The sequence below is a fragment of the Calothrix sp. PCC 7507 genome (assembly GCF_000316575.1).
Taxonomy (GTDB): Bacteria; Cyanobacteriota; Cyanobacteriia; order Cyanobacteriales; family Nostocaceae; genus Fortiea.
On record NC_019682.1, the window covers coordinates 3,870,175 to 3,889,241 of the forward strand.

General features: G+C 44.1%; 15 protein-coding genes. 5 read left to right on the plus strand and 10 right to left on the minus strand.

The features are described 5' to 3' along the window. Positions 1–34: 34 nt before the first annotated feature. Together CAL7507_RS16370 and CAL7507_RS16375 are read left to right on the plus strand one after the other, a co-directional pair. Positions 35–742: a glycosyltransferase family A protein gene (locus CAL7507_RS16370; RefSeq protein ID WP_015129596.1), complete on the plus strand. Its 708-nt coding sequence runs from the start codon at positions 35–37 to the stop codon at positions 740–742. A gap of 1 nt (position 743) precedes the next feature. Beyond that, a complete protein-coding gene (locus CAL7507_RS16375) occupies positions 744–1,517 on the plus strand; it encodes an NAD(P)-dependent oxidoreductase (protein WP_015129597.1) in 774 nt (257 codons plus the stop codon). Between the two features lie 76 nt (positions 1,518–1,593). Here the strand turns inward: CAL7507_RS16375 and CAL7507_RS16380 are convergent, their stop codons facing one another. From CAL7507_RS16380 to CAL7507_RS16410, 7 genes are all read right to left on the minus strand, one after another. Next, on the minus strand, positions 1,594–2,307 hold the full coding sequence (locus tag CAL7507_RS16380) for a glycosyltransferase family A protein (protein WP_015129598.1): 714 nt from the start codon (positions 2,305–2,307) through the stop codon (positions 1,594–1,596). 169 nt (positions 2,308–2,476) lie between these two features. Continuing rightward, entirely contained in the window at positions 2,477–4,621 is a 2,145-nt protein-coding gene (locus tag CAL7507_RS16385; protein WP_015129599.1) for an acyltransferase family protein, read from the minus strand. Between the two features lie 81 nt (positions 4,622–4,702). Continuing rightward, entirely contained in the window at positions 4,703–5,050 is a 348-nt protein-coding gene (locus CAL7507_RS16390; protein ID WP_201447846.1) for an FkbM family methyltransferase, read from the minus strand. Positions 5,051–5,150: 100 nt separating this feature from the next. Further along, entirely contained in the window at positions 5,151–5,588 is a 438-nt protein-coding gene (locus CAL7507_RS16395) for a hypothetical protein (protein WP_201447847.1), read from the minus strand. Positions 5,589–5,610: 22 nt separating this feature from the next. Continuing rightward, a complete protein-coding gene (locus CAL7507_RS16400; RefSeq protein ID WP_015129600.1) occupies positions 5,611–6,726 on the minus strand; it encodes an HPr kinase in 1,116 nt (371 codons plus the stop codon). After that, positions 6,719–7,768, minus strand: coding sequence for a nucleotidyltransferase family protein (locus tag CAL7507_RS16405; RefSeq protein WP_015129601.1), 1,050 nt, complete (start codon positions 7,766–7,768; stop codon positions 6,719–6,721). Before CAL7507_RS16405 ends, CAL7507_RS16400 begins: the two co-directional genes overlap by 8 nt. Before the next feature lie 6 nt (positions 7,769–7,774). After that, positions 7,775–8,221 carry a PqqD family protein gene (locus CAL7507_RS16410; protein ID WP_015129602.1) on the minus strand — a complete coding sequence of 149 codons (447 nt, stop codon included), beginning with the start codon at positions 8,219–8,221 and terminating at the stop codon, positions 7,775–7,777. A gap of 1,485 nt (positions 8,222–9,706) precedes the next feature. Between CAL7507_RS16410 and CAL7507_RS16415 the strand changes: the two genes are divergently transcribed. Further along, complete coding sequence (locus CAL7507_RS16415; protein ID WP_015129603.1) at positions 9,707–12,061, plus strand: ELWxxDGT repeat protein; 2,355 nt, start codon at positions 9,707–9,709, stop codon at positions 12,059–12,061. Between the two features lie 782 nt (positions 12,062–12,843). Here CAL7507_RS16415 and CAL7507_RS16420 read toward each other — a convergent pair. Next, positions 12,844–13,659, minus strand: a complete 816-nt coding sequence (locus tag CAL7507_RS16420; protein WP_015129604.1) for a DUF3598 family protein — start codon at positions 13,657–13,659, stop codon at positions 12,844–12,846. Positions 13,660–13,890: 231 nt separating this feature from the next. After that, complete coding sequence (locus CAL7507_RS16425) at positions 13,891–14,790, minus strand: ABC transporter permease (RefSeq protein ID WP_015129605.1); 900 nt, start codon at positions 14,788–14,790, stop codon at positions 13,891–13,893. A 173-nt stretch (positions 14,791–14,963) separates the two neighbouring features. On the opposite strand from CAL7507_RS16425, the gene def reads away from it, so the two are divergent. Both def and CAL7507_RS16435 read left to right on the plus strand, forming a co-directional pair. Next, complete coding sequence (gene def, locus CAL7507_RS16430; protein WP_015129606.1) at positions 14,964–15,527, plus strand: peptide deformylase; 564 nt, start codon at positions 14,964–14,966, stop codon at positions 15,525–15,527. A 12-nt stretch (positions 15,528–15,539) separates the two neighbouring features. Further along, the gene (locus CAL7507_RS16435) at positions 15,540–15,743 is read left to right on the plus strand and encodes a hypothetical protein (protein ID WP_015129607.1); all 204 of its coding nucleotides are present in this window, start codon (positions 15,540–15,542) and stop codon (positions 15,741–15,743) included. A gap of 122 nt (positions 15,744–15,865) precedes the next feature. Here the strand turns inward: CAL7507_RS16435 and CAL7507_RS16440 are convergent, their stop codons facing one another. Next, positions 15,866–18,982 (minus strand): CHAT domain-containing tetratricopeptide repeat protein, encoded by a 3,117-nt coding sequence (locus CAL7507_RS16440; protein WP_015129608.1) that lies wholly within the window; start codon positions 18,980–18,982, stop codon positions 15,866–15,868. Positions 18,983–19,067 lie beyond the last annotated feature (85 nt).

Below are 19,067 nucleotides of genomic sequence, written 5' to 3' on the forward strand. Positions count from 1 at the left end.
CCATCAATAAATGCTATCAACCCACTGCTGACCAATGACTTCTAATCTTCCACTAATTAGCGTTATTATTCCTGTTTATAACCGCGATCGCTATCTTGCCGAAGCGATCGAAAGTGTTCTGGCTCAAACCTATCCGGCGATCGAACTAATTGTAGTCGATGATGGATCGAGCGATCGCACTGCCGAAGTTGCCCAAAGTTATCCAGTGATCTATCATTACCAAATCAATGGGGGTATAGGTGCAGCCAGAAATACAGGAATTGGTTTAGCAACTGGTGAATTTCTGGCCTTTCTTGATTCTGACGACATTTGGGTTACAGACAAGCTTGCTAAACAGATGGCGGCTTTTGAGTCTGATCCAAACCTGGAGGCTGTATTTGGCTATGCTCAACAGTTTTATAGTCCAGAGGTAAATGAGGAATTTAGAAGGCGCATTCTTTGCCCAGAACAACCACTTGCTGCCCATATTTCCGTCGCCATGCTCATCAAGCGATCGGCTTTCATGCGGATTGGATTGTTTGACACAAAGCTAAAAGTTGGTATTGATATTAGCTGGTACATATCTGCAATCGAAAATCAACTTCAGCAAGTTACGCTCACGGATGTAGTTTATCATCGGCGCTTGCATGAAACAAATAATGGCATCACAGAGCGCCACAACGCCAACAAACGTATACATATTCTCAAAGCTAAACTTGATCGGCAAAGAGCTAACCAATCTTCTTCGATTCAGGGGTGCTAAAATGCATCATTTCTTTCGGTTTCATCCCAATCCCAATCAGAAAATTGTCTTGTTAACAGGTGCAGCCGGAGAGATTGGGACTTCTTTACGTCAACATCTAGGTGATCACTATCACTTTCGCTGTCTCGATTGCGTCCGAGTTCGTGATGCCAAAGATGTCCGAGTTGCCGATATCATGAATTTTAAGGCAGTTCTGAAGGCAATGCATGGCGTAGATGCCGTGATACATTTGGCTGCAAATCGAGAGTGCGATCAACCTTGGCAAGACGTTTACACTAGTGGTATCGGGGGCACTTACAACGTGTTTGAAGCGGCTCGCCAAGCGGGGGTAAAGCAGATTATTTATGCCAGTACGATTCATGTGTCAGGCTGGCGAGAAGTCATGCAAGAGTCTCAGATTACGCCTGAACATGTGCGCCCAGACTCTCTTTATGCCTCTGGCAAAGCATTTTGCGAAGCGTTGGGGCATTTCTTTGTTGATCGCTATGGTATGTCGATTGTGTGTCTTCGCATTGGTGCATTCACAGCCAACACTAAGCTCTATGGACTAAACGATCGCAAGCTTTTTATGTGGTGCAGTCCCAGAGATTTGGCTCAATTGGTAAAGCGATCGCTAGAGCATGAAAATCTTGGCTTCCAGATATTTTACGCAATTTCTGGCAACACTCGTCGCTATTGGGATATCAGCAATGCTCAAGCATTATTGGGGTACGAACCTCAGGATAATGCCGAAGACTTACTCACAAATGAATCTCGCCAAGAAAATCAAGTCTGACATAATAATCGCCTCAAAACTAAGCTAAAAATTTAGAGGTGACATCAGAGGATTTTTATAAATTCTCTTCAAAGCCCTATGAAATAAAACTTTTAGGGGAATTTTCAGAGATCCTTTGACGAGCGATCGATTCCTTGAGAATTTTGACCATGCGACATTTAAGCGTTGAGTTCATTTCCCAAGATAGATTAGAGCCATGAAACCGTCTTAAGGTAAGAATTTCAGGAATCGTGAAAATGGATATTTGAGCATCTTTGGCTCGGCATAGCCATTCTGTATCTTCACTGGCACGATAAGTAGATGAGAAATCCCCAATTTGAGTGAACACAGATTTGCAAACAACCACCGTACTAGGAATGATGACTGTCGGCTCTCCAAGGTCACGCTCAGGTTTAAACCAAGCCGGAACCTCAGTGCCTGACTCTAAGAAATTCAGAGCTTTTGTGCCAGTAATGCCAACATTAGGATTATCGAGCATATAGGTAATTTGGATATTGAGCTTATTGGGCTTCCAAATGTCATCCCCATCTAAGAATGCAATAAATTCTCCTTGTGCGGCAGCGATCGCTACATTGCGAGCTGCGGATACGCCTTGATTTTCTTGATAAAAATAGCGCACATCTGGATAAGCCCGAACAATCTCAGCAGTGTGGTCAGTTGAGCCATCATCCACAACGATGACTTCGATCGGACGATAGGTTTGAGCAAATACGCTATCTAGTGTTTCTGCTAAATACTTTGCATAATTATAGGCAGGGATAACTACAGTTACTAAAGGTAAGTTTCTCATTGTTAAAAATTCCACGAAATCATTAAAAAATATTATGTTAGTCGGATTATAGCGGTTTTCAGATCAGTGAGGTACAGTTTTCAATCGCAAAGCCTGTAGGGGCGGGGTTTTCCCGCCCTCGATTGTATGGCATCCGAACGAGAACCGCTATATAATTGCCCTTTAAACATTATGGGGTCTTCAGCAATTTATAGTGCAAAAGTAAAGCATAGAAGTCATCAAATAGGAGTTCCCCTCCATAATTATTGATGTGATGAGAATCTCGAAAAATGACCCTATCTGATAAGACAGTCGAACAGTTTTTGAGGTCTTTGGGGCACAATCGGTCAAATGGGTCAAAAAGATAAAAGTTGCTGTTTGACTTGGACAGTGTTTTCAGTGAATCAGTTACCTCGGTTAGCCCTTGTCTAAGTTTTATCCGATCCGCAAAAAGATAGCAGTCATTAGTTAGAAATGGTCTAAACCATTGTTTGTAGCAATTTTCAGTAGTGAAGTCCTTTGGCATACTCTGAAATCTTGGCATTGGCAGGAATGCAATCACACTTGCACCTCTGGCATCAGCGGTCTTTATGAATGTGTCAAGATTTTTAATCCACCCGGGTAGGAACTGAAGATTTCTTTGCCTTTCAGTTTCCCACTTACCAGGATACCAACCGAATAAATTCCCCAAATCATTTCCCAGAACAATAATATCTCCCGACTTCACATTTGCCAGGACATATTTGATCGTCTTCTCTTGGTTAAGCAGATCCTTTTGCTTCCAATCATTCTTTGGTAGCCAATCATATACTTCTAATGGCAATGTTGGAAAAGTCATTTGCGCCGTGGCTATAACTGTTTGCTGATAATCTCCTCTTGACTGCATTTTGCCAATTAACCCCGACAGATGCAGAGCATGACTATTTCCCAAATACCAAATACGCTGCTGCCCACTAACACGCTCACCCTTAGGGAAAGAACATCTCGATTTTGCAATGTCAGTAGTAGAGACAGACATTCCTTTACCCTGGAAAAATGAACAATCATAAAGTTTAATGCCTTGGACAGTCAAATTCTCAGTTTCAACAGAATGCCTACTACCTAAGAAGATTCGGTCACTCAACGAGTTAGATAGTAGCAGCAGGAGTACTGAAGCAATTACACAGGCACTTATCCCATAACCAATCGTCCGCCAACGCAGCACAGACCAGTCAGAACGACGCAGCGGTATCTCCACATACCGATAAGAAAATACTGCCAGCAATAGCATCAAGGCGACCTGAAATGGGACAGACCACCAGTGAATGCCAATAGTCCAGCGACTAAGTGAGAGAACGCCCCAATGCCAGAGATAAAGTGAGTATGAAATCAGACCGATGTAAACAACTTGCGGATGGGTAAATAGTGAATATCCAGCAGTTCCAGTGTGAAGGCAAGCAATTAAAACTGAGGTGAAAAGTACAACAGCAATGGTTGCTTTAGCGGCAAATTGGAGCGGGATAAACAAAACTGCAACAATGCCAGCAGTTACTACTAAGGGTGGGATGCTCTGCAAACGAACCCGCAAACCACTGGGATGCTTCAGACCGAGAAACAGCAAGCAACCAGCACCCATCTCCCAAAAACGAGTGGGCATCAAAAAGTAAGCAGCAGGTTGGTTTATTCGGTAAATATGGACAAAAGCAATCAAAGAAGCAATTGATAGTACCCCTGTCACCCAGAACAGATTTCTTGCCCCTTTGCTAGCCTGACGACCAAAACCAGTGAACCAGACCAGAAGTGGAAACAGAAAGTAGAACTGTTCTTCTACTCCCAAAGACCAAGTGTGTGTGAAAACATTTAGTTGTGTGGAGTCAGCAAAATAATTTGTAGACTGATTTAGCAGATAGAGATTAGAGCAGCCAAATAGAGCTGCGATCGCAGTCATTATCGAAAGACCTGGACTGGGATTAAAGAGGCAGATCAAAATACTGGTAATAACTACAAACATCACCAATGCTGGAACCAAGCGTTTCATACGTCTGGCATAGAAACCCACCAAAAAGTCGAAAAAATTCTTGCTGGAACGACCTGCTAACGAAGAAGTGATGACAAATCCAGAGATCACAAAAAAGATGTCTACGCCTAAATATCCGCTAGGCAGAAGATCTTTGTTGAAGTGGTTGATGATGACTGCAATCACCGCAAACGCTCTGATACCATCGATTTCTGGTCTATAGGAATGCTGATTAGCTCCAGATGTGGATGTCATTTGCACATGAGCAGGGAGCATTTCAGAGGCAAAGTGAGTTAAATCATCAATTATTTTTTGATAGAGATATCGCATTTTAAACATGGAAATCTAGATAAAGGCTGAACCTAATATTTTTTCCAATTAGTGGGCTTACATCGAGGAATGTCAAATTTTAGAATCGAACTAGCGAACACTCTTATGTATCCAATACATTTCCCAGGGCTTATCCCGATTAAATGGATTGTTAACCTGTTGATACCCGTTAGATTTTAGTAACTGAGAAATAGGTAGACGGATGGAGCCATCACATTCCAAAGTCAATGCCAGAAATTGATAGTCATCAAAGGGAAAAACTTCTAAAACATCTAACTCACTACCTTCAATATCAAAAGCAGCATAGTCGATCACCTTGGGGGCATGATATTTTTTTAGAAGTGCCTCTAGAGTTATTGCCTCTTTCTCAACTTCTCTACCTTTCTGAACCACAACATTTCCGGCTCTTCGGTTATTTTTATGGAGAACACGGTTCAAAACCCTTGAAAACCTTGCTCTGTAAGCATTTCATTCAAAACAGTGCCATGACTCTTTATAATCCTTGCCCCACATGGGTTTTGTTACAATCAATCCTCAATCACCATAAAAGGGACGCAAGAGCCACATTTCCCTGGTGCTTCACTTGTTCTAGGTTAGATTTAATTCCACTCAAATAGGGACTCACAGTATCGTCACTGCCTTCTATAAAGATGACTGTTCCAGGCTTGTTAGAAAGGCAAACTGGTTCACAAATACTATTCGGGCGATTAACAACGAGTTGTTCAAAGAAAGCATCATGAGGTTCGACACAAATTCCTGTCCACTCAAATTCTTTTTCCAGAACATAACAACTACTGGCTTCTTTACCATTGGCTGCTCCGACTTCTAAAAAGTATCCACCTCGTTTACCGGGAAAGATATATTCAGCAATCCAGCGGTCATTATTCGTTTCATTGTAATATTGCCTTTTCGCTGGGAGTATTGCTGGAGCAAATCGAGTTAGCCCATCAATCATTTTTCGATACAGGTATCCCATTTTGATTGGCTCCTTAAAAAGTTCAAATTTGCGAAAGCAGCCTCAAAATTACATCGGGAATTTGAGCCATATCTGTACCAAGTTCCAGTGCATAACAGGGAACCTGTTTAACTAAACTCGACATTAACTGAAAAGCCGATTGTCCACTGCCCGCCAATTGAAATATTGTGCTGGGTGCGAGCGCCCTTAATGCTGCACCTGCAGTTGTTGGACGCAAATGAGTATCTGGTTTCCCAGTCACTTGAGGAATTAGCACTGCTTTAATGGGAAAGCCACGCACAATCTTTTCAGGATGATGCTGATGCAGAAACAACATGGCTTTTTCTAGCCCTAAGCGATCAAGATTATTCACCAAGGGAGCTAAGTTTGGAAATCGCTCTAAATCCGCCTGTCCTTTCAGTTTTGCAGTGTTGTAAAGACTGTAAACATAAGGCTTTGGATCGGTGGAAACTAAACAATAATCATCGCTGGCATAGACGAGTGGACTATCAATGCAAGCCAATGCGGTGGACGATTTGCCTGATCCCCCTTTCCCTGCCAGTAAAACTCCGCCAGCAGGTGTTCCGACTGCTCCCGCATGAACATATTGATGCTGACGATCGCTTGTCCACCAATTCAAAATGGTTTGCAGTGGCGAACCTTTTTCCCAGTAAGGAATATCTTGGGCATCTTCAATCCAGTAACAGGCGAGATTCTGCTGACGATCCAGCACACTCAAAATATTCGGACCAATATGAAAATTTGTGCGAATGCGATCGCCATCGTAAGCTTTAATTTCCTTACGGGGTCCGAGATAATCCCAGCAGTGCAGCCGAATCAGTTCCAGCAGGCTGTCAATCAGGAGTGGTAATCGCGTACCAGTGGAGGCGTTATCCCAAAGGCAAATGGTCAAGTCAGGGTTTGCCGTTGGTTCTGTCGCCAAATGGGACAAGGCGGGCGTAATCTGGGGAATCAAACCCAAACCGGCAAAGCGCAGACAAAGGGTGTAGCCCCCAATTCTATAGAAATAATCGATTGCACTTGTAATCTGTGCTGCTCTTTGAAAGCCCTCATAAACGAGGTGAAAGAAGGCAAGGCGATCTGCTTCAGCAATCGACAAATTGGGGTGGGACTGTGAAGGTAAGGCGAGATTAGTCACTTAATTCAAATGCTGATTTTTTCGGTATCAAAATCTGTTTGCCTGGAAAGAGGCGATGTCTGAGCCTCTGTAGCCGATTCTCCAAATAGCTCAACGGAGGAGTCAGTGTCGATCGCACAAAAGATCGCCGTTCGCCAGCCAACACCTGATAGTTTAACCATTCCGTCTGAGCGATCGGCATTTGATAGAGCGCAGGCAACACCCAACTTGGTACGGAAAGCTGCAACACCTGCTGCAACAGGATCAGCATATTCCGCACTGGCAAAATCATTTGATAACGCTGTGCTTGGGTGATGAGTCGTATCCAGTCGAGGTTGCCCGACTTCTGAATCAGCGTTAGCGCATCAGCTATGCCATAAATGGGACGCGATCGACTTTTAAAAAATGTCCTGGCACACCCATCTAAAAGCTGATCAGTCGGACTAAGCGTCCAGCCAGCCGCGTTGCTCTCACGGGGAATCGCATACTGCCAAACCTGTTCATCAATATAGTCTTGAGGAATTCCCCAGAAAAGATGCTCCTGTAAATAAAGCAAGTTTTCCGGATCATCCTGTAAGTGGATGAATTGATGTGTTAAAGCATTAGAAACTTGCCAATTTAGACAAATTAACTGTTGAATTGCCCCCTCTAACTCAGTGGAACGAACCAGGAGATGAAAGTTAGAGATCGGACGATAAGTTTCGTCTTGACAACAGCAGAGGGCAGCATCGCCAAGCACAATCGCCTCAATTCCCGCATTCTTTAAATGGGATAACAGTGTTTTGAGTTGTTTGAGCCGCAGTTGATTGGCATACCAAGTGCGCCGATAGATACCCTTAAGCCTTGCCATATGAGGATCTTCGACACCATGAGCCAATAAATTTTGGTAAAGTTGCGGCAGTAACACATGGGACTCGGCATCTAAGACTTCGATATCGACCAAAGACTGCCATTGCTCCCATGCAGTTAATGCCGCTTGTCCTTGTAAAAGTGCCGCTTGGAGCAATAGTTGCTGGGCTTGAGTCAGTTTATAGCTACTAACAAGGGGAATGCGATCGCTCATCGTGACTTAGGCTGTTTTGGCGTTGGGCCATCCTGCTTCCACATCGACTTCATGAATCGGATCGAGTAGAAGTAAATCTTCCATGTCAGTGAACTTCTCCAACAAGGGTTTCTCAAAGCGTCGCTTGTTAGTAATTTCAACAATTTTGTTGTTATCTGTGGTTGCAGATTCCATCGTTGAGTCAGCGATAATGAGTTCCTCGCGCTGCAAATTTTCTAAAAACTCATCAATAGCGGTAGCAATTTCCTCGGCACTACCGTCATACGCTTGCGTTATTTCCTGAATTATGCTGTGTGAGTCAATCCGACGCTCAATTCTACTCCAAACCTCTGCACCTGTTTTCAATAGGCTGTAGTAGTAACCTTTTTCTAGATGGACAATGACCACTTCTTCATCGATCATTTCACAAACAACTTGAGGACTATTGACCCGAAATACTTGATGCTGTTCCATACGAATTTTTTAATGTTCTTTGATTACTAAGTGTACTACGTGAAAACATGTTTCACCCTCGCAATTGTAATTCCACGGTGAATGAGTACTGAGCTTTCTACGTATAGAAACCACTACTGTGTTAACTTAATGCGTCAGAAAAAAGAATACATGCTTTATCAAAAATTTACATATAGCGTTTCCTGCTCCAGTAAGGTATAAAATTACCCTCCCCAACCCTTCCCCTATCAAGGCTACGGTGTACACACAAGTTATCGAATCACTACCAGTCCTCGAATTCCCCCACCCTAACCCTCCCCTTAGAAAGGCTACGGTGTATACACAAGTCGGAAAATCTCACCCACATTGGCTTTATTCTGGTGGGGTGCGTTAGACGGAACGTCGTAACGCAACGAAAATAAAGGATGGTGCGTTAGCCTCCGGCTTAACACACCCTACTGGCGTGGCAAGGCTAAAACGTTGCATTAATTCAATCAAATAAACCACCCATCGTAGGGGCACGGCACTAGTCATCGGTGTCAACTTAAGCTACAGATGGCTTATTTGTTCGCTGACACACCCGCCCTGAGCGGAGTCGAAGGGCTGATAGGCAACGTTTACTCAAGTAAACTGGGGATGAAGTGAGAATTTTTAGTCATCTTGAGATGACTTTTGCTATGAGACTCAGAATTCATTCTGAGGCGGGACATGGGTTTCGCGTTAAGTTGACACAGGTGGGCACTAGTAAGATTATCAGCTTGTCGAAAAGATTTAGGATGTTCCGTACGGTGTATTTTTGGTTAACTGAGATATTGCACCAGTTTCAACAATGCATTTTTTTGTAGGGTGGCTCACATCTTGCACCTAGCCCTAGCGATTAGAAATCGCGGCTATACAAACAAAGTCCGCCTGCGCGGACTAACGGCAAATCAAGGTTTTTAATCCGCGTGGTGCGCTTCGCGCAGCGCAAGCGCGATAGGCGGGTTTTGCCTGTGTAGCCGCGACTTCCAGTGCAAGAGTGCAAGATATGAGGTGGGCAGTGCTGATGTTTTCGTTGGGCGGCTCTGCAGACTTGTACCGCTAAAGCGGAACCCGCTCTTCAGCATCTGGCGTGGGATTAAGGGGGGTAAAACATATATCGGGTGAGTGTTTGAGCTTAAGTTGACACCTATGGTTATTTCCCCCTGCCCCTTCCTTGAGCAGTGGATTGTAGGAGCATGGCGAAAAGGTAACTTTTGACACTACTTATAAACGTCGCCTAGAATGTTAGGCGGTTAATGATTAACTATACATACATAAAAACTTAAGTCAGCAGATGATTTTGTGGTAAGCATTTCAGCCCTGAAAGAATCTCAGGACTTTAGTGCTAACTACAAACCTTTATAACTAGTTCAACTAATTGCCACGGTAATTTTACTGAGGAATTGGTGGCTTTGGGCTGCTTGAGTATAAGTAATGTTGTCCAACGAAAAATAACGATCATCAACAGGGAAATACTGAACAATCATGACAACTACCATGCTCACGCTCGTCAAAGATATTGTTACAGGCGCTAATGGCTCCAACCCTGACGACCTGACAAATGTCAACAACACCCTCTACTTTACAGCCACAGACGGCACGAATGGCAAAGAGTTGTGGAAGAGTGATGGCACAGCCGCTGGCACTGTCTTAGTCAAAGATATTTTTACAGGTATTAATAGCTCCAACCCTTATAATTTAACCAATATCAACGGCACCCTCTACTTTGTAGCCACAGATGGCACGAATGGCAGAGAGTTGTGGAAGAGTGATGGCACAGCCGCTGGCACTGTCTTAGTCAAAGATATTTTTACAGGTATTAATAGCTCCTCCGATCCTAACATCCTGACAAATATCAACGACACCCTCTACTTTGTAGCCACAGACGGCACAAATGGCACAGAGTTGTGGAAAAGTGATGGCACAACTGCTGGCACCGTCTTAGTCAAAGATATTAATATAGGCGCTAATGGCTCCGACCCTGGCAGCCTGACAAATATCAACGGCACCCTCTACTTCAGCGCCACAGACGGCACGAATGGCGATGAGTTGTGGAAGAGTGATGGCACAGCCGCTGGCACAGTCTTAGTCAAAGATATTAATGGCGCTGGAGGCTCCAACCCTAGGGACCTGACAAATGTCAACGGCACCCTCTACTTCAGCGCCACAGACGGCACGAATGGCAAAGAGTTGTGGAAGAGTGATGGCACAGCCGCTGGCACTGTCTTAGTCAAAGATATTAATATAGGCGCTAATGGCTCCGACCCTGGCAACCTGACAAATGTCAACAACACCCTCTACTTCACAGCCTATGACAGCACGAATGGCTATGAATTGTGGAAGAGTGATGGCACAGCCGTTGGTACTGTCTTAGTCAAAGATATTTTTACAGGTGATAGTAGCTCCGACCCTGGCAGCCTGACAAATATCAACGGCACCCTCTACTTCCGAGCCACAGACGACACAAATGGCAATGAGTTGTGGAAAAGTGATGGTACAGCAGCTGGTACTGTCTTAGTCAAAGATATTTTTACAGGCGCTGGTAGCTCCGATCCTGGCTCCCTGACAAATGTCAACGGCACCCTCTACTTCAGCGCCGATGACGGCACGAATGACAATGAGTTGTGGAAGAGTGATGGCACAGCCGCTGGAACAGTACGAGTCTTGGATATCAATCCCGGTAGTGCTAGTTCTAATCCCTCGGGTTTGACCTACATCAACGGTAAGCTTTACTTTTCTGCAACTAACGGAGAAAATGGCACCGAACTGTTTTTTATCAATAATAATGATAATATACCCAGCCGTTTAACAAATCCGAGTGATGATGTCTTCAACATCAAAAGTCAGGAGAAGAATGTCAAAACTAAACTGGAAATCACCCTCACCGGATGCAGTTCTAATTTGCTGAATGAATTGGGTTTATTTACTGTTGATGATGATAAAGGCACAATCAACGGTATTGCTCCTGGTGCTGAAGGTTATGCCAAAGCAGCTTTAGAACGTTCTCGAGTAATTTTCTCGGTAATTGTTAATGCTCCCAATGGGTTAGATAGCAATAATTTTAGTAGTTTGTTGGAATTAAATTCTGAGGAGAAATTTAGATTTATCTTGGTGAAGAATAGTACTTTTGATGCTGTGAAAACTGGTGCTACTTCGCTCACAGAGTTACTGTTTTCTAGTGTCTCTACACAAAAGATTACAGATTTAGGTGATGATGGTTTCTCGCTGTCTTGGAGAGATGGTTCTGGTGACAGTGCGACAGATTTTAGCAATTTGGTGGTGAAAATTAAGCAGACAACTAAATCTCTCACTTTGGGTACGAATCTCCAAGGCAAATCACAGGGAGAGGTGATTGATTTGCGGGAGGCTAAACAATCTGTCACAGCTAATTTTTCTGTCCACAGGGAAGCGGCTTTTAATAATTTTGTTGGTTTCTATCAGGTGGCTGATGAAAATGGGGGGATTGACACTAACGGTGATGGGAAAGCTGATGTTCTCACGGGACAGGCTGGCTATATTCAAGCTGCTTTGAGTAAGCGGGTTGCAGGGATTGATTTGTCTGTGAGTAACCAAGGTGCTGCTAGTTACAGTGGTGTTTTTCAACCTGGTGCTATTTTTGCGCCATTTATTATTGTCAATGGCTCTCCTGATGCGCTTTTAGATAGCAATCCTAATAATGATCCGGCGATTTATTTCCCGTTTTTGGGTGCTAATTCTGATCAGTCGGATCATATTCGTTTGTTGGGTAATAACACTTTTGGCTTTGAGGATGTAGCTAATGGTGGCGATCGCGATTTCAACGATATTATTGTTAAGGTTAATTTAACTGCGATCGCCTAGCCAATACAATCGAGGGCGGGGAAATCCATTGGTGTCAACTTAACGTGAAACCCATATCCCGCCTCAGAATGAATTCTGAGTCTAATAGCAAAAGTAAGCTAAAGCTAACTAAAAATTATCATTTATAGCGTTTCTCAACAAGCGTGAGGGACATCGGTAAGGGCACGGCACTGCCCATACGTGTCAACTTAAGCCCCTGCGAATGGAATTCGCGGCTACACAGACAAAGTCCGCCTTCTCGGACTGACGGAAAATTAGGGGTTTGAAACCCACGGAGGTGGGTTTTGTTTGTGTAGACGAGCCAGTGCGTTGGGCGGCTCTGCCGACTTGTTCGCGTAGCGTCTCCCCTTGGGAGAAGCAACTGGCGTGCGGTTTCTAACCGCCCATTTCACGTTAAGTTGACACCAATGGGCACTGCCGTGCCCCTACACAGCGTGATATAATTCTGTAATTCATCTGAATGGGAAGCGCTATATCCCCAGTTTACTTTAGTAAACTTTGCCTATTAGCCTTGGAATTCATTTTTCAATTTGGCGAAGGTATTAGTAAATTGAAACCTTTTGCGATCGCTGTGCATTTATCGAAAAATTGGGTCTAAAACCCCGTCACTTCGGCTACGCTCAGTGCATCGCCTTTGAGGACAGCTTTGCGGTAAGATACCAGTAGTCGCCACGGGGCATCGGGAGACTTAAAACGAACGTGGAGAGACGATAAGACTACCTCGGTAGCACATCTCGATGAAGCGTTAAGGAATCACCGCACCTTTAGGTCGGTGAGGTATGTCAACACACCCTTTTTTCTGTGACTAAAGTCAGGTTTGTCCATTCGCCTTTGTCGTTATAACTGCGTATCATCCGCTGGCGCAGATTTGGCTGGATTAACCAACCGACTTCTAGAAATAAGGGTTGACGTAACTGTACCTGCAATGGCGAAGTTGCAGAAGCACCATTAGGTAATAATAAGACTTGCACTTTGTTTTGCGGATTTTGGTCAAAGAGGATAGTCGAACCGTTGATAATACCAGTTGAGGTAATTGTGCGATCGCCAAAACTTAAACTTTGAATTAATCGCCCAGCCTCATCCAGTTGTAATTTTAGGATTGTAGAGTAAGTATCAGGCGATCGCCAATCAGGATATATTGTAACTGCTTCACCTTGCCACTCTCCCAACAAGTCATTAATCTGCAAGGGTGGATTTTCTGCTGGCTCAGTACCAGCTAAATGTTCTCGAATCAGTGTGATTTGGTTTAGTTGACCGTTTTTATCAAACAATTGCACCAGACGCAAACGGCGATTTTCATGAATCAATCCCAATTCTGCACCAAATTCGGTAAATGGTGCAAGCTGGATAGAACCATAAGAAAAAGCCCCATTTTCAAAAAATAGAGTACCTCTATTTACAGAACTGTATTCTAGAACCAAATCTTCTTGTCCTTCTCGGCGGACAATCTGGCGCATTGTTTGGTTATTATTCAACCCTTCAAAGGAAACAACACTTGCAACGTCTCCTATGAGTGTACCTTGGGCTGAAAAACGAGTGAATGAACCTTGCCATTCACCAAGATTTTTAAATAAACGTTCCCATTGTGATTTTGTCATTGGTCATTTGTTATTGGTCATTTGTCAAGAGTCAAGAGTCAAGAGTCAAGAGTCAAAACCCTAGTGGTTTGTCAATTTTGTTTTGAGGGGTTTTTGGTAGTGCGGGCCGAAAAGCCCGCGTGAGCGAGACGCTCACACTACAGTCCCTCATTTCAACCCTGACAGACTACTAGTTCTTCCCCCACTCTCCCTGCTCCCTGCCCCCTGCCCCCTGCCCCATTCCCCATTCCCTTATCTAGCGAAGCGTCGGACAGCAAATAAGCTCCCCATTAATCCTACAGCTGCGCCAAAACTTAAGAGAATGAGGGGTAATAATAAAACTTGTGCGGTGGTGAGTTGTAAGCCGTTGGTAATGAATTGGATAAACTCTGGTTGATTGGCTAGCAATTTGTTGAGAAACTGTTGAATAACAGAGATAAAACTCCAGGCGATCGCCCCACCAATCAAGCCAAAAGCGATACCTTGCAAAATAAATGGTAAGTAAATCCAAGCAGAAGTTGCACCTACAAGTTGCATAATTTCAATTTCCTGGCGGCGCGCCATCACAATGAGGCGGATGGTGGTGCTAGTGACAGCGATCGCAGTTATGGTCAAAATTATCGTAATAGTCAAAGTCACCCAATTCAAGCCTTGATGTAACTGGGCGATGCGTTTGACGGCTTCATCTACATACTGCACCATATCAACTCCCTGCAACTTTGCCAACTGCGTTGCTAAATTAGGTACAACTTGAGAATTACGTGCTTTCACCTTCAGTTCATCTACCAAAGGATTCTCTCCTAACTGCTGAGTAGCACCTGCAATATCAGAAATTCTTAGTTCCTTAACTAATTTAGTCCAAGCTTCCTCTTTGGTAATTGTTTGCATTGATACCACTTCCGGCATGTTTTTTATCAGTGGTTCAATACTTTCCGCTCGTGTCCCCGCATCGAGATAAACTGATACCTCCAACTGGCTACCGAATTGATTGAGGAGTTTTTCTACTTGCCAGGAAGTTTGCAAACTCATACCGAATAAAAATAATAACACCGTGACAGTACTCACGGCAGCCCAGTTCATCCAACCTCCCCGCAGCAAACCGAGGAAAGTTTCTTTGAGCAAATAGTCAAGTTTCGTGAGAAATTTCAGCACACATTACCCCAGATGAGACACATCACTCTTTATACTCGACAGTACAGACGTTCAAAGACTGACATGCAAAAATTACCATAGACAAATGACAACTGACCGATGATAAATGACCACTCAGGAGATTGATAGAATTAAAGTAATAGAACTATTTCACCATCTAGCCACAGAGAATCATGCCCTCCGAAATTGCTGTAGAGAAAACAAAGTTAAAAAATCCTCCTTTGGAGCTTCACTATCTAGGCGATCGCGTTCTTCGTCAAGCTGCAAAGCGCATCACAAAAGTGGACGATGAAATCCGTCAATTAGTGCGTGAAATGCTGCAAACCATGTACAGCAAAGATGGTATTGGTTTGGCTGCACCCCAAGTAGGAGTTCATAAACAACTAATTGTGATTGATCTGGAACCAGATAATCCAGCAAATCCCCCACTGGTGTTGATTAATCCCACCATTAAACAAGTTAGCCGTGAAGTCTGCGTTGCTCAAGAAGGATGTTTGAGCATTCCCGGAGTTTACTTAGATGTCAAGCGTCCCCAAGTTGTGGAAGTAGCTTATAAAGATGAGTCTGGAAGGCCTCGGACATTACAGGCTAATGATTTACTAGGACGTTGTATTCAGCACGAAATGGATCACCTCAACGGCGTGGTTTTCGTAGATCGCGTGGATAACTCCTTGACTTTGGCCCAGGAGCTATCTAAAAATGGCTTCTCGTATCAAGCGGTGAAACCATTAGCATAAGGTATTTAATAGGTGTATATAACTCCAAAAAGTGGTTTATTTCTGGTTTGTTCTTGCATAAGTGCGATCGCCGCCGTTGGTTCGATTTTTGAACTCAGCTACGGACAACCAGATTTGGGTGTGCAAACAACTGCAATTATCCTCGCAGTGAGTATTCCTCTCACAGTAATATTTTTCTTTGCTGCAGTGAGGGACACAAAGGCTAACATTAAATAAGCATCAGGTACATAAAAAGGTAAAAGGAAGAAGGAAACATGCGAAGTTCATCCTTTTACCTTTTACCTTTTCTCACAATTTTTCAGTATTTTCTGGGTCAAGAGTCAATTTCCCATTCCCCATCACTTCCATTCACCTTGCAAAGTGAAAGCTGCCCAGTAGAATGGTGCAGCGAAGCTTTGATTTTGCCACATCTCGATCTGTGCAGATCGCAGGGCAGCGGCGGCTGGTAAACCTTCTTTCAGCATCTTGTGATAAAATTTCTGCATTAATGCTGATGTCCCTTCATCCGAAACACTCCACAAACTCACTAAGACTCGTGGACTCCCAGCATACATAAAGCCTCTTGTCAAGCCTACTAACCCTTCTCCCTTGACTTCTTCACCTAACCCGGTTTCACAGGCACTCAAGACCACCAATTCTGCTGGTAGGTTGAGGTTAAAAACATCGTGGAGTCGTAAAAAGCCATTTTGTGGCTGTCCTTGATGATCAAACAGCGACAGCACGATCCCGGATAATTCTGGATGAGTACTATTCAGGATACCGTGAGTAGCAAAATGCACAATTTGAAATTGCTGGAGTTCTGTGCTAGTGATAAAAGCGCGACTAGCAGCAAAGTCAAAAGCCCTCAACTGCATACTTTTAGGCACCAATGCCAAAATTCCTTGGGCTTCTTCTCTGGTAAATGGCAAGCGGTCAAAAGAGACACTAGTATCTCTAGCGGCTCTAGCCAAAGCAATACTATTGACATCGCCTTTATTTGTTGACGGGGAGGATCTGCGGGCAATAATTTTTTTCAGTCGCTCATCGTCGTAGCTAAAAATAGGATCAGCTAAGACTGCCAGCTTCTTGGGAGCAGTTTTGCGTCCTTTGAGTTCTTTTCGCAACACAGCTAATGTAGTAGCCGAGGGTAGGCTGACAATTTCGTGTTTTACCAAGAGGGGTACTAAATCTTTGTCTTCTTTGTTGGGAGGACTTAACAAAGCGGCAAACGGCACATACTGCAAAGCACCATCACTAACAACAAGTAGACGCTTATTCCCTAATTGCGTTGCCACAGGTTGTAGTAATATTTCACTTAACTTGGCGATCGCTGCATTTGTAATAGCTGTTCCTTTTGTATTTATCCTATACCGTGGGTCTTTTAACTTTAAGTAAAATTGCTGGGCGACAGTTTCAATGTCGGCACGTTTGGGTAGTTCATAGCTGCTAATACTAGTCTTGGTAACTGCCCACAGATAGCTGCGCTTTTCTCCTAGGGAGTATTGTAAAAGCATGGTGTTTTCATCAAGCACCTGCTGCTGAATTTCTGCTAATGTGAGAGGCTTTGGCTGAGTTAGTGCTGCATAACGGGGACTAGTCGCACGAATTTGTGTCTGAACTTCTTGATATTTTTCGAGGAGGGCTTCAGTTTCTGATTCTAAAGCTTGCATTTGTGCTTCAGAGTATTTGCCGTTGAATTCTATGCGGCGTTTTTCTAAAGCATCTAATTTTTGCTGTATGGTGCGTTCCTCTGCCAGCAACTTTGGTTCCACACCTTGGCGAATATCTGCATGGGACTCTGTCAGCAGTTCCAAAAGACTGCGGGCGCGAGAACGTTCGCTGACTTGCAGTGCTTGGGCATCGTATCCTGACGATGGTTGCTGTTTGTGCAACTGCATTAATAGCTCGATGTAATATTTATATACATTTTGCTGTGAGGCAAAGTAAGAGGTACGCAGTTCTGGGCTAGCAACTTTGGTACGTAAATCTTCGATAATGGCGATCGCCGCTTCAATTTGAGTTATGGCTTGTTTAAGATTGCCCAAATTACCTTCCAACTTCGCAATATTGGAGAGTGTAGCCGCTTCTCCCGCTTTGTTGCCTACCATCCGCCACAAGGGTAAGGCTTGATTATATAGTGTCAATGCCTTCTGCTTGTCTCCCAAATCTTCATAGATACTGCCAATGTTATTGATAGAAGTGGCTTCTCCTGCTTTGTCGCCCACTGCCTGTCTCAAAGGCAGCGCTTGGTTATAAAACTCAAGTGCCTTCTGCTTGTCTCCTAAATCGCTGTAGACTGCGCCTAAGTTCGAGAGTGTGACAGCTTCATTGGCTTTGTTGCCTACCACCCGTGTCAGAGAGAGTGCTTGGTTGTAAAACTCTAATGCCTTCTTTGTATCTGCTAAATCGTTGTAGATTTTACCGATGTTATTCAGGGTAGCGGCTTCCCCTGTCTTGTTACCCACTGCCTGTCTGAGGGGTAATGCTTGGTTATAAAACTCAAGTGCTTTCTGTTTATCTCCCAATTCGTCATAGACTCTACCAATGTTGTTGAGAACAACAGCAACACCCGCTTTGTTACCCGCCTCACGTCTCAGAGAAAGGGCTTGGTGATAAAACTCAAGTGCTTTCTGCTTGTCTCCTAAATCGTCGTGGACTTTGCCGATGTTGTTGAGGGTAGTAGCAACGCCAGCTTTATCGCCTACCGCCCGCCTGAGAGGGAGTGCTTGGTGATAAAACTCAAGTGCTTTCTGCTTATCTCCCAATTCGTCATGGATACCGCCAATGTTGTTGAGGGAATTAGCTTCTCCCGCTTTATCACCAGCTAACCGTCTGAGGGCGAGTGCTTGGTTGTAGAGTGCTAGTGCTTGCTGCTTATCTCCTGATTCGGAGTAAACGCCGCCAATATTGTTGAGGGTGAGGGCTTCGCCTGTTTTGTCACCCGCCGCCCGTCTGAGGGGAAGTGCTTGGTTATAGAACGCCAACGCTTGCTGCTTATCTCCCAAATCGGAGTAGACTTTGCCAATATTGCTGAGGGTAGTGGCTTCCCCTTCTTTATCAGCGACTATCCGCCAGAGAGGAAGTGCTTGATTGTAGAGTGCTAGTGCTTGCTGCTTATTTCCCGAAACGTTATTGAGTAAGCCCATGTAAGTGAGTGTAATTGCTTCTCCGGCTTTGTCACCCGCTAACCGCCAAAGCTTCAACGCCTCTTGCCATTTCTCTAATGCTTGTGCTATCGATTCTGCTGTTCCTTGTTCATAAAGTTCTACCCCCTGTAGATGAGCTTTTTCAGCAGCAGCTTGATTTGCATTCGATGAAGTTGTCTGTGGCAATTGTGCCGTTTGCAGTGTGTGTTGGCTAGGAGAAGCTAGAACTGGCGCTGACAAAAGAATGCTGACAACTAGAGCGAGACTAGAATGAGTGCAAATTTGAAGATTAGGCTGGGGGATTTTTGTGTCTGCTTGCCGTTGCGTCATAAAAGTGCCTGTCTTCGAGAATTCTGTTATACAGCTATATTTCCCACTGCCAGGCAATAGGGAACAGGTATGGGGCAAGTTCCAG

Bases quoted from the DNA above. Each gene is read 5' to 3' on its own strand.
- CAL7507_RS16410 (WP_015129602.1), bottom strand. From the start codon at position 8,221: ATGGAACAGCATCAAGTATTTCGGGTCAATAGTCCTCAAGTTGTTTGT.
- CAL7507_RS16405 (WP_015129601.1), bottom strand. From the start codon at position 7,768: ATGAGCGATCGCATTCCCCTTGTTAGTAGCTATAAACTGACTCAAGCC.
- CAL7507_RS16440 (WP_015129608.1), bottom strand. From the start codon at position 18,982: ATGACGCAACGGCAAGCAGACACAAAAATCCCCCAGCCTAATCTTCAA.
- CAL7507_RS16415 (WP_015129603.1), top strand. From the start codon at position 9,707: ATGACAACTACCATGCTCACGCTCGTCAAAGATATTGTTACAGGCGCT.
- CAL7507_RS16375 (WP_015129597.1), top strand. From the start codon at position 744: ATGCATCATTTCTTTCGGTTTCATCCCAATCCCAATCAGAAAATTGTC.
- CAL7507_RS16380 (WP_015129598.1), bottom strand. From the start codon at position 2,307: ATGAGAAACTTACCTTTAGTAACTGTAGTTATCCCTGCCTATAATTAT.
- CAL7507_RS16385 (WP_015129599.1), bottom strand. From the start codon at position 4,621: ATGTTTAAAATGCGATATCTCTATCAAAAAATAATTGATGATTTAACT.
- CAL7507_RS16395 (WP_201447847.1), bottom strand. From the start codon at position 5,588: ATGGGATACCTGTATCGAAAAATGATTGATGGGCTAACTCGATTTGCT.
- CAL7507_RS16370 (WP_015129596.1), top strand. From the start codon at position 35: ATGACTTCTAATCTTCCACTAATTAGCGTTATTATTCCTGTTTATAAC.
- def (WP_015129606.1), top strand. From the start codon at position 14,964: ATGCCCTCCGAAATTGCTGTAGAGAAAACAAAGTTAAAAAATCCTCCT.
- CAL7507_RS16420 (WP_015129604.1), bottom strand. From the start codon at position 13,659: ATGACAAAATCACAATGGGAACGTTTATTTAAAAATCTTGGTGAATGG.